This window comes from Streptomyces bobili (genome assembly GCF_002154575.1).
Taxonomy (GTDB): Bacteria; Actinomycetota; Actinomycetes; order Streptomycetales; family Streptomycetaceae; genus Streptomyces; species Streptomyces bobili.
The window spans coordinates 1-9299 of sequence record NZ_MUBA01000415.1; the positions used below are offsets into that span (position 1 = coordinate 1).

Sequence of the window (9299 nt, forward strand, 5' to 3'; positions counted from 1 at the left end):
CCGGCTGGCCTCGATGGCGGATCAGAGGGGTGTCGCGGTCATCGCGGTGGATCCGGCCTACACCAGCCGGTGGGGCGCCCAGCACTGGCAGAAACCCCTCACCGGCAAAACCCGTGAGACCACTCGCCACGACGCTGCTGCCGTGGCGATCGGAAGGCGCGCCCAGGGACACCCGATCCGGCGACGGACGGCACCGCCCCCTGCTCACCGGAGTGATGAGCAGGGGCATCGGACCGTCCAGGCCGGGCCGGGCGTCCCCGGGCGTGAGGGAACCCGTCCCCGCTTTCCCGGACCACGGACACGATCCGTCGGCGCCGGACGCGGAGCGAACGCGGGCAACCAGAACGCCCAACACCGTCCGGGGCGTTCGGCCGAGCATGAGACCTGGCAACAGGACTCACTCCCGCTCAGCCTTTAGGAACGGTGAGAGGACTCGTCGTCAGCGTGCCGCCGATTCCACGGCATCCGCGGCGCGCGTCTCGCTCTTGCCGTCGGCGAGCAGCCCGCCGACCTCCTCCGCGCGCGCACGCAACTCGGGATCACCGGCGGTGTCGGCGACCGCGGCGCGCAGTTCCCGGGCGGGGGCGCCGGTCTCGGGGAGCCTGCGGGCGACGCCGGCGCGCAGACAGCCGGCGGCGAGGACCTGCTGCTCCGAGCCGTTGGGGGCGACGAGCAGCGGCTTGCCGTGCAGGAGCGCGGCGAGTACGGGGGCGGACGTCGCATTGGTCAGCACGAGGTCGGCCCGGTCCACGAGCGGGCTCATCCAGGGGCGGCGCCCGACGATCAGGTCGGCGCCCGCGGCGGCCTCGGGCGCACCCGAGCGTCCCAGTTCCACGACGCCCCGGTGCGTGCCCGCGGTGAAGGCCGCGTTGAGGCGGGGCCACAGGCTGGTGCCGCCGAAGGTCCGGCCCAGATGGACGTACGCCAGGGGCTTGTCACCCGGCGGCGGTTCCGCGGCCGGCGGTTCCGGCTCCCACCAGCAGGGCCCCACATGCCGTACGGCCGGGGGCAGTTCGGCGTCTGGTGCCTCCATGACGGGGTGTCCGCGCAGCAGGAACGCGGTGCCGAGCAGCGGGGTGTCGGGGAACCGGTCGCGCCGGGGGGCGAGACCGGCGAGTTCCCGGACCGCCCCGTAGTGCTTCAGGGTCTCCGTCAGGCGCCATGCGCGGCCGCAGGTGTCCGCCTGTCCCGCGTCGCGGTAGGGCCACAGGTGCGCCGCCAGCCCGAGCACCACCACGGGCACGCCGGCGACCTCTGCGGCCACGAGTGCGCCGTGGCAGAGCACGGAGGTGACCAGGACGTCGGGCCGCAGCCGCCGGACCGCCCGCGCCACCGCGTCGTACTGCTGGGGGCCGCGGACCGTCCAGTGGGCCACCGACAGCGCCGTGCCGTCCGTGACGGCCGACGTCCCCAGGTCCGCCGCGGTGACGGCGGGCGCGGCCCGCGGCCCCGCCAGGACGGTGACCGCGTGGGCGCGGCGGCGCAGCTCCCGGCCGACCGCGAGCGCCGGGTACAGGTAGCCCGGGTCGTTCAGCGGACACAGCAGCACTCTCATGCCGGGCCGCCGCCCGTCACGTCGAGGTTCAGGTGGTGGGCGAAGAAGGCCATCACGTCCGCGTAGAGGCCGGCACTGCGCGACGCGCCGCGGGTGCCGTGGCCGACGCCTCTCTCGGCGCGCAGGACGACCGGCCCGTCACCCGTGCCGGCCCATTGCAGTGCGGCGCACATCTTGCGGGCGTGCGCGGGGTCGACACGCGTGTCGCCGTCGAAGACGGCCAGCAGTACGGCCGGGTAGCGCGTGCCCTCGCGCACCTGGTGGTAGGGGGAGTACGCGAGCAGCCGCGCGAACTCGACGGGGTCCCGCGCGCTGCCGTACTCGTCGCGCCAGCTCGCGCCCATCCCCGACAGCTCGTAGCGCACCATGTCGAGCAGGGGCGCCGCGCACACGACGGCCGCGTACGCCTGCGGCCGGCGGGTCAGCGCGGTGGCGGCCAGCAGCCCGCCGTTGGAGCTGCCGAGGACGCCGAGCCGGCCCGGTGCGGCCCATCCGGCGCGGAGCAGGTGGTCGGCGGCGGCGTCGAAGTCGTCGAAGGTGTTGTGCTTGTATTCACGGCGGCCGGCCCGGTGCCACTCGTCGCCCTCCTCGCCGCCTCCGCGCACGCAGGCCACCGCGTACACGCCGCCCGCCCGCACCCAGGGCACGGCCTGCGGAGTGAAGCCGGGTGTCATCGAGGCGCCGAAGCCGCCGTAACCGGTGAGGACGGCAGGTCTGGGCCGGTCGGGACGGCCCGCGGGGGACATCACGAACAGGCGCACCTCGGTGCCGTCGCGGGACCGCACGACCTCCTGGCTGACGCTCACGCCCCCGGCCGAAGGCACGGCGGGCGGACCGCCCGGCCAGCGGCGCAGGCGCCCGGTGACGGCGTCGTAGTGCAGGACCACGGTGGGTGTCACATGGTCGGTGTACGTGAACCAGGCTTCGTGGCCGCCTTCTTGGCGAACCGTCAGGCCGTTGATCGTCCCCTGTCCGGGCAGCGGTACGGTGCCGGCCGGGACGCCGGTCCGGGCGTCGTGCAGCGTCAGCTCGCCGACCGCGTGCCGGGTCCGTACGACCGCCAGCAGCGGCCGGTCCAGTGCCGGGCCGTCCAGGACCGCGAACTCCTGGAGCACGGTGCCGGGTTGCTCGCCGACCAGGGTGCGCCACCGGTCGGGGCCCGTGGCGTCGCGGGAGGCCGCGGCGATCCGGCCGCGCGGAGCACCGGCGGTCGTCCGGAGCAGCAGCGGCCCGCCGCCCGGCCGGAGGCGGACGGCTGTGCGGGCGTCGGCCCCGTGCGGAAGGCGGCGCAGACGGGGCCGGTCCGGACCCGCCTCGGTCAGGTCGGCGGTCCACAGGTCGTTGCGCGGCGCGGTGCCCTCACTGGCACCGACGACCAGGAGCCGGCCGTCGGGCGAGGTGGCCACGGTGTAGTACTGGGTCTCCGGCCGCCCGGCGCCGAAGATCTCCCTGTCACGGTCGGCCGGGGTGCCGACCTCGTGCAGATACACGCGGCGGTGGCGGCCCGCCCCGCCGGGACCCCGCTCCGGCGGCAGCCGGCGTACGTAGTAGAAGGCCCGGCCGCCCGGCAGCCACGCCACCGGGGAACGGCGGACCCGGTCCACCGGCCCGTCCACCACCGCGCCGGTCACGGTGTCGAGCACACGCAGCACCGAGTGCTCCGTACCCCCCGAGGACAGTTGTACGGCCACCAGGTCGCCTTCCCACGAGGGCTCCCAGGCGTCGAGCACCGTGGTGCCCGACGGGTCCGCCTCCAGCGGGTCGAGCAGGACCCGGGTCCGGCCGCCCTCGCGGACGGCGAGCACCGGGAGTTCACGCCCCGCCTCCCTGCGCAGGTGGAACTCCCGCCCGCCGCGCGGCACCGGTGGGCCGCTGCCACCGCCGGCGAGCAACGCCGCCATCCGCCCGCGCAGCGCCTCCCGGTGCGGCCAGCGCGCCTCTTCCTCGGCGTAGAGCAGGTCCTGGGCGGCACTCCACGCGACGGTGGCCGGGTCCCGCGGATCCTCCAGCCAGCGGTAGGGGTCCGCCACCGGCCGTCCGTGCACGACCTCCACCGGTCCGCTGCGGGGGGCGGCCGGGTACGTGTGCCGGGCCGGCGTCGGCCCGGCGTCGCGGGGCGGGGACACGGTCATCGCGGCGCTCCAGGGAGAACGGTCGGATCGGAGGCGGGACGAGAGCGAGGGCGAGCAGGGGCCGGGGAGTCAGGGACCGCCGGCGCCCGGACGCGGCAGGGGAGGTGCCGGGACGAGCCCCACGGGCCCGGCACCGTCCGGTGCCAACGGCTCGGGATGCGGCTCGTCCGCGGTCCGGTCGGCGCGGCTCGCACCGGAGGGGGAGGGCAGGTCGCGGTCTCCGGCGCGGTCGCCGTCCGTATCCGTATCCGTATCCGTGTCCGAGTCCGCGGCGGCGTCCAGGCTGGTCTCGCGCAGCAGGGGCACCGACGACACCACCGTGACCACCGCCGCCGTGCAGGCGAGGGCCAGCCACGTGCGGCTCGCCCCCATGGAGTCCACGAAGAAGCCCGCCAGGACCGGTCCGAGGGAGGCGAGACCGGCCATCAGCAGCCCCGTCGCCGTGCTGACCCTGCCCAGCAGGTCGCGGGGCGCGAGCACCAGCATCGCGCGGCCGACCACGATGCCCGCCGGCGGACTGAAGAAGACGACCACGACCAGCACCGCGCCGATCGTCCACGGGTCGGTGGTCCGGGAGAAGACGGTGAGGCCGAGCGCCCACACGGCACCGATGAGCAGGAACAGCCGGGCGGCGGGGATCCTCTTGATCAGCCAGGCCGCCGAGGCCGCGCCCAGCAGCGCCCCGACGCCGGCGCAGCCCATCACCGCTCCGATCGCCGTCCCGCCGGCGCCGCTCTGACGCAGGGAGACGACCATGGTCGTCTGCGCCGCCGCCGAGACGATGTTGATCCCCGCGGCGAAGAGCAGTGCCGCCAGCAGCGCCCGCTGGTGCGTGAGCCAGCGCAGCCCGGCCGTGAGCCGGTTGTCGCGCTCGGTGTCCGCGGCCTCCCGCGGGGGCCGGATGCCGATCCGCAGCAGCAGCACGGCGGACACCCCGTAGGAGAGCGCGTCGGCCGCGAACGGCAGGATCGGGTCCACGGTGAACAGCCAGCCGCCCAGGAAGGGGCCGATCAGCGAACTCGACGCCATGGCCGCCTGGCTGCGGCTCAGCGCGTCGGTGAGGTCCTTCTGCGGCACCACGTCGCGCACGGCGATCGTGGCCGCGGGGGCGAAGAGCGCGGTGGCCGCGCCCTCCACCACGGCGACGCAGAGCAACTGGGCCTGGCCCAGCTCACCGAGTCCCGCCACCAGGGGAATGCTGGACAGCGCCACGAGCCGCACCAGATCGGCCCCGACCATGATGGTCCGCCGGTCGAGGCGGTCGGCGAGATGGCCGGCCGGCAGCCGCAGCAGCGTCCTGGTCACCAGCGAGAAGGTCGCGACCGTGCCGGCCTGCGCGGCGCTGCCGCCGATGGAGAGCACGAGCAGCGGGAAGGCAAGCAGCGACAGCTGGGATCCGAGGGTGGACAGCGTCGAACTGAGCCAGTAACGCCGGAAGTCGGGGTTCGTGCGCAGGATGCGGGAGCCCTTCGTCCCGGACCTCCGGCCTTTCATCCCAGCCGTCCGACCGCGTCGAGGCAGTCCAGTACGCCCGCGTCGACCCGGTCCTGGAAGACGGCGCGGACGGCTGCCTCCTCGTCGTAGCGGTAGTGGTCGTGGCAGCTGACCCAGCGGCCCTCCGTCTGCTCGGCGGCCAGATAGCCGTCGGTGACGGTGCCGACCTCCATGCCGGGCTTGCCCGCGGTCTCCCAGCAACTGGCGAGGACCCCGTCGGCGTTGATGACCGCGCCGTAGCGGCCGTCGGTGAAGGAGCACGCCTGGCAGGGGACGTGGGCGCGCGGACGGGCCACCGTGAAGCCGAGTTCCAGCGCGCGGGCGTGCCAGCGGACGAAGTCCTCGACGAGGCCGTCCTCGTGCAGCAGGTTGTTCGCGTAGCCGACGCCGACGTCGCCGACCCGTGCGAAGTGGATGCCGCAGCGTGCCGGATCCAGACGGGCGCCGAGGTGCTCCACCAGGTCGTCCACGCCGTGCCGGTTCAGATGCGAGACGTTGACCCGCAGCATCCAGCGCAGGGAGGTCTTCTCGATGGCACGCGCGATGTTGGCGACGATGACGTCGAAGGTGCCGCCCCCGGAGCGCTTGACCCGGATGGAGTCGTGGTCGGCCCGGTCGCCGTCGAAGGTCACCTGCACGGAGCCGAGGCCCGCGGCGTTGAGCTCCTTGGCGATCAGCGGGGTGAGCAGGGTGCCGTTGGACGTCATCGACGCGGTGAGGGCGCCCAGTTCTCCCGCCCGGGTGAGCAGGTCGCGGCAGCCCCTCGGGTTGAGCAGCGGCTCGCCGCCGAACAGCAGCAGCGACAGCCGGTCCAGCCCCGCCGCGTCCATGCGCTCGCGGGTGAAGTTCAGGACCTGTCCCACCGCTTCGGGGGTCAGCCGGGCGTGGCTGATCCGCGGCGGCCGGCTGCCGCCCTTGGGGTCCTGCGCGGTGTTCTGGAAGCAGTAGCCGCAGCCGAGGTTGCAGTCCGTGCTGGTCAGCACGGTGAGCGAGTACGAGGTGTAGGGCCGGACGTCGTACAGGCCCGCGTCGCGCAGATAGCGTTCGGCCGACGGCCGCAGGGTGCCGTCGGGTTCCACCTGGCCGGGCCGCATCAGCGCGTATCCGCCGGCGCCCAGGAACCACCACCCCCGGTCGGCGCGGATCAGACGGGCCCCGGCGGCGGGGACGGCGACGGACTGCGTACCGGACACGGCAACCTCCGGGTCGGAGCGGTGGCAGGACAGGAGAGGGACGGTCGGGCGCGGACCCCGGCCGCGGTGGCGTCGTGCGCCGCCGCGGCCGGGAGGACCGGCCGGTCGGCAGGATCAGGTGTTGTGCTCCTGGTGAATGCCGCACCAGGGGGTGTCCTCGCCCTCCTCGGCGTGCGCGACGACCTCGGGCTCGTCGACCGACTCCTGGTGCACGCCGCACCAGGCGACGTTGTCCGCGGCGTGCGCGACGACCTCGGGCTCGTCGACCGATTCCTGGTGGATGCCGCACCAGGCGACGTTGTCCGCGGCGTGCGCGACCACCTCGGGGGTGTCCTCCGCGGGGGTCTCCTGGGGCTCGACGTTCTCGGCCATGCTGGTCCTCCATACGACGGGCGATCGGGACGAAGGGCGGCGGCGGTGCGCCGACCGCCAGGAAGCTAGGAGCAGGGGGTTCGGCACCGGTTCGGCACCGGTTGTCCCACGCTGAATCCCCCGGTGGGCGGGCCGGCGGGCCCACCCGGCCGGGACGCGGGCATACCGGAATCGCATCAGGCGCGAACCGGCGGACAACCGGCCGTTCCTACGGTGGCCGCCGCACAGTCCGCGACCGCGAGAGGACGCCTCCGCATGGACACCGAACCCGCAGTCAGGGCCGATGCGCCCGCGCCCGCACCGGCCGGGGAGCAGCGGCTGCCGGAGCCGCTCGGGGCCGAGTTCCTGACCCGGCCCGACTCGACGCTCGCCGCGATCAGGGAGACCTGTCCCGTGGCCCGGATCAGGACGCCCGCCGGACGGCCGGCGTGGCTGGTGACCCGCGCCGAGGACGTGCGCGCCGGATTCCTGGACCCCCGGCTCTCCCTGAGCGGCGGCCGCGTTCCCGACCCCGGCGTACGCCGGCGCGCACTCGACGTGACGCTGGTCAACTACGACCCGCCCGACCACACGCGGATCCGCCGCCTGGCCACCCCGGCCCTGACCCCGGCGCGCATGGCCGCCCACCGTGAGCGGATCGAGCGGGCCGCGCACGAACTCCTCGACGCGGCCGACGCGGCCCGCGGCCACGGACCGGTCGAGCTGATGGACGCCTTCGCCCGCCCCTTCGCCTTCCGGTCGCTGTGCGAGGTCTTCGCGGTGCCGCAGGAGGAGCGGGCCGCACTCCACGAACCGGTGGCCCGCCTCGCGGACAAGGCGAAACACACCGCCGGCGCGATCGAGGAGAGCGTCGCCCGGATCGACGCCTTCATCCGCGGCAAGATGGCCCTGCGCGCCACCGCCGCGGGTGATGATGTCGTCTCCCGCGTGCTCGCGGCCTGGCGCGAGCAGGGCGGTGCGACCGAGGACGAGGTGGCCTCACTCCTGGCGATGCTGCTGCTGGCAGGCTTCGACAGCACGGTGCAGGCGATCGGGATGAGCGTGGTGGCGCTGCTGGGTCACCCAGAAGTGCGGCACTGCCTGCGGGACGAGCCGCGGCGGATTCCGCGCGCGGTGGACGAGTTGCTGCGCTGGGACACTCCGGGACCCTTCAGCACCAAGCGGGTGGCTCTGCAGGACATCCGGTTCGGGGACACGGTCGTTCCGGCGGGCAGCGGCGTCCTGTTGTCCGTGGCGGCGGCCAACCACGACCCGCGCTGCCACACCGACCCCGGAACACTGGACCCGGCCCGCAGCACCGCCGCCCGCCACCTGACCTTCGGCCTGGGCCCGCACTACTGCCCCGGATCGGCGCTGGCCCGCCTGGAACTCACGGTGGCCCTGACCGGCATCCTCGGCCGCTGGCCCCGGCTGACACCGGCGGTGCCGCTGCACGAACTCGTCTGGGGCGGCGGCTACCTGCACCGCCGCCTGGCCGCCCTGCCCGTCCTGCCGGACGGACCCGCGTAGGGCGGGCGGAGGGGCCCACCCGGTCGGGGAGCGGGTCGCGTCGGCCCGACGGCCCCCACCGGCACGCCGCGAACTGCGGCCGACGGGGCGGTGGGTGGCCTTCACCGCGACACCTCGGACGCGGCCGGGACCCCGTCCGGCGATCGGCAGACAGCAGGACGACGCCGACGCCTTCAAGCGGCGCCGGGTGGCCGAACAGCACCGGCTGCACACCGAAGGCGAAGGCGGCGAGAACTGGGGCGGCATGGGCCCCGAGGGGCAGGAACGGATCAACGACACCATCGTCGGCAGTGCCACCGGCCGCGACTACGAGCGCCAGGACCTCAACAGCGACGCCGACCGCAGGGCGGTCCTCACCGAGGTCGAGAGGTCGGTGGCGCAGGGGCATCCGGTGCCGGTCGACGTCTCGGGCCAGGAGGGCGCCCACGCCATGACGATCATCGTCCAGGAAGGTGACATGCTCCAGGTGTACAACCCCTGGGGCTCGACCACCTGGGTCAGCGAGGACGACTTCATCAACGGCCACATGGGCAAGGCTTCCAACAGTGAACTCCCCAATGCGTACAGCGTCTATCTCCCGCGGCAGCAGGGGCGGTGCCGCGCTCGCGGCAGCCGCGCTCCTCGCTCTCGCCACGGGCTGCGGCTCGGGCACCGACGAACAGGCCGATGACTCCACGAGCACCACCAGCCGTCCGGTGGACGACACCAGCACCACCAGCCACCCGGTGAACGACACCAGCATCACTGCCGAGCCGGGCGAGCGCTTCACGCTCACCGTCGACCAGAACGCCTCCACCCGCGAGTACTGGTACCTGGTCGACCCCGAGCCCGACAGCTCGGTGCTGGTCAGCCGCGGCCAGGACCACGCGTCCGACTCCGGCGACGAACCGGCGCCCGGTGCCGGCCGCCGGCTCACCTTCACCTTCGAGGCCAAGGGCAAGGGGACCACCCGGTTCACGCTGCTGCACTGCACGTTCACGACCTGCGAGGGCAACACCTCCACCCTGCCCCCACGGACGACCGGCCCCGCCGCCACCCCGACCG

The 9299-nt window shown here is 74.5% G+C and carries 8 protein-coding genes and 1 pseudogene; 4 read left to right on the forward strand and 5 right to left on the reverse strand.

Annotation, left to right across the window (positions count from 1 at the left end; genetic code table 11):
* Positions 1-418, forward strand: a pseudogene (locus tag BZL64_RS41420) (IS200/IS605 family accessory protein TnpB-related protein); the annotation flags it as partial.
* Between the two features lie 21 nt (positions 419-439).
* Here the strand turns inward: BZL64_RS41420 and BZL64_RS28425 are convergent.
* The 5 genes from BZL64_RS28425 to BZL64_RS28445 all read right to left on the reverse strand — a co-directional run bounded on the left by BZL64_RS28425 (position 440) and on the right by BZL64_RS28445 (position 6746).
* Entirely contained in the window at positions 440-1555 is a 1116-nt protein-coding gene (locus BZL64_RS28425; RefSeq protein ID WP_143663335.1) for a glycosyltransferase, read from the reverse strand.
* Positions 1552-3687 carry a prolyl oligopeptidase family serine peptidase gene (locus BZL64_RS28430; RefSeq protein WP_086772032.1) on the reverse strand — a complete coding sequence of 712 codons (2136 nt, stop codon included), beginning with the start codon at positions 3685-3687 and terminating at the stop codon, positions 1552-1554. Before BZL64_RS28430 ends, BZL64_RS28425 begins: the two co-directional genes overlap by 4 nt.
* Positions 3688-3756: 69 nt before the next feature.
* Positions 3757-5181 carry an MFS transporter gene (locus BZL64_RS28435; RefSeq protein WP_086772033.1) on the reverse strand — a complete coding sequence of 475 codons (1425 nt, stop codon included), beginning with the start codon at positions 5179-5181 and terminating at the stop codon, positions 3757-3759.
* Positions 5178-6374 carry a radical SAM protein gene (locus BZL64_RS28440; protein WP_086772034.1) on the reverse strand — a complete coding sequence of 399 codons (1197 nt, stop codon included), beginning with the start codon at positions 6372-6374 and terminating at the stop codon, positions 5178-5180. Before BZL64_RS28440 ends, BZL64_RS28435 begins: the two co-directional genes overlap by 4 nt.
* A gap of 114 nt (positions 6375-6488) precedes the next feature.
* A complete protein-coding gene (locus BZL64_RS28445) occupies positions 6489-6746 on the reverse strand; it encodes a hypothetical protein (protein ID WP_086772035.1) in 258 nt (85 codons plus the stop codon).
* Between the two features lie 255 nt (positions 6747-7001).
* Between BZL64_RS28445 and BZL64_RS28450 the strand changes: the two genes are divergently transcribed.
* The 3 genes from BZL64_RS28450 to BZL64_RS28460 all read left to right on the forward strand — a co-directional run.
* Positions 7002-8255 carry a cytochrome P450 gene (locus BZL64_RS28450; RefSeq protein WP_086772036.1) on the forward strand — a complete coding sequence of 418 codons (1254 nt, stop codon included), beginning with the start codon at positions 7002-7004 and terminating at the stop codon, positions 8253-8255.
* Positions 8256-8349: 94 nt separating this feature from the next.
* Positions 8350-8925: a hypothetical protein gene (locus BZL64_RS28455; RefSeq protein ID WP_244205523.1), complete on the forward strand. Its 576-nt coding sequence runs from the start codon at positions 8350-8352 to the stop codon at positions 8923-8925.
* Positions 8926-8950: 25 nt separating this feature from the next.
* Positions 8951-9299, forward strand: a 349-nt coding sequence (locus BZL64_RS28460; RefSeq protein WP_244205524.1) for a protease inhibitor I42 family protein, incomplete at its 3' end; no start/stop codon positions are given.

Bases quoted from the DNA above. Each gene is read 5' to 3' on its own strand.
- BZL64_RS28425 (WP_143663335.1), bottom strand. From the start codon at position 1,555: ATGAGAGTGCTGCTGTGTCCGCTGAACGACCCGGGCTACCTGTACCCG.
- BZL64_RS28430 (WP_086772032.1), bottom strand. From the start codon at position 3,687: ATGACCGTGTCCCCGCCCCGCGACGCCGGGCCGACGCCGGCCCGGCAC.
- BZL64_RS28435 (WP_086772033.1), bottom strand. From the start codon at position 5,181: ATGAAAGGCCGGAGGTCCGGGACGAAGGGCTCCCGCATCCTGCGCACG.
- BZL64_RS28445 (WP_086772035.1), bottom strand. From the start codon at position 6,746: ATGGCCGAGAACGTCGAGCCCCAGGAGACCCCCGCGGAGGACACCCCC.
- BZL64_RS28450 (WP_086772036.1), top strand. From the start codon at position 7,002: ATGGACACCGAACCCGCAGTCAGGGCCGATGCGCCCGCGCCCGCACCG.